The sequence below is a fragment of the Mycobacterium sp. 1245499.0 genome (assembly GCF_001673615.1).
In the GTDB taxonomy this organism is placed as follows: Bacteria; Actinomycetota; Actinomycetes; order Mycobacteriales; family Mycobacteriaceae; genus Mycobacterium; species Mycobacterium europaeum_A.
The window spans coordinates 1-1,267 of the sequence record NZ_LZMG01000379.1 but is presented as its reverse complement, the minus strand read 5'-3'; the positions used below and the strand labels follow the sequence as shown (position 1 = coordinate 1,267).

Below are 1,267 nucleotides of genomic sequence, written 5' to 3'. Positions count from 1 at the left end.
GCGGCCCGCAGCGGCTTTTCGGCAAGCACCGCACCGAATTCCGCCACGATCGAGAAATGCGCGGGATTGCGTTCGCTGTAGCGATAGAAGAGCCGCTCCGCCGCTCCCAGGGGGCGCACGAGGGTCGTCACCTGGCCGTGCTGCGGATTGTTCACGATCGCCGAACCTCCAACCGCCGGTAAAGCGCTGCGACACAACGCAGACGGAACCCCGGCCGAGTCGGTTCATCCACGGAGACGAATTCATCCGACGTTCAACTGCCACCACGCTCGATACCCCGCGCGACCAGTGTGGCGCCGCCCGCTTGCCCCGGGCTCCCCACGTTTGCGTCACGTTTCCCACAGATCGCGACATCGGGCCTGGAGTAAGCGATGCCGTGCCGATGCACCGGATGCCTCGCCATACTAAAAAGTATGTTACGGTCTCGGGCATGTCCGTGGTCGAACGCCAACCGCTGCACGGCGTCACCGACGAATTCGTTGCGCGGCTGGCCGATCGCGCCGAGGAGGCCGAGCGATTGCGGCGCCTGCCCGCCGCGACGATCAGCGATTTCCGGCAGACCGACCTGTTTCGGTTACTGCTGCCAGCCCGGTTCGGCGGCCTTCAGGCCTCGTTTCCCGAACTGCTGCAACCGATTCGGCGGATGGCGCACGGCTGCGCGTCCAGCGCCTGGACGCTGGGGTTCTACGCGCTGCACAACTGGATGCTGTCGCTGTTCAATCCGCGCGTTCAGGACGAGGTCTTCGCGTCCGGCCCAGTGCTGGCGCCGGCTCCCCTGGCCCCCACCGGCCGGGGCGTGCCGGTCGACGGTGGCGTGCGCCTGACCGGCAGGTGGTCCTGGGCGACCGGTGCGATGGATGCCGATTGGATGATCGTCGGCGCGCTCATCGAACGGCAGGACCGTATCGATCCGGTGCTCGTCGTGCTGCCCGCCGACCGGGTCGAGGTGGTAGACACCTGGCAGACGGCCGGCATGCGCGGCACCGGTTCGCATGATCTCGTCATCACCGACGTGTTCGTCCCCGAGCACCGAGTGGTCGCCGTGGCCGACATCTACGGCGGGACGGCACCCGGCGCGGCTGCACACGGGGTCGCGACGTACCGGTGGCCGATGGTTCCGGCGCTGGCGCTGACGGCGTCGATGCCCGTGCTCGGGACCGCGGAGCGGGTGACCGAACTCTTCGCCGAACGGCTCAGCGAGCGCGTGCTGGCCTACAGCGGGGTGGCGCAGAAAGACCAGCCCGCCGCTCAGATCAGGCTGGGCGAG

The 1,267-nt window shown here is 68.2% G+C and carries 1 protein-coding gene; it reads left to right on the top strand.

From position 1 onward, the window contains the following. Positions 1–430: 430 nt before the first annotated feature. Positions 431–1,267 (top strand): acyl-CoA dehydrogenase (locus A5646_RS23525; protein WP_067024565.1); only part of this gene is annotated, 837 nt, incomplete at its 3' end.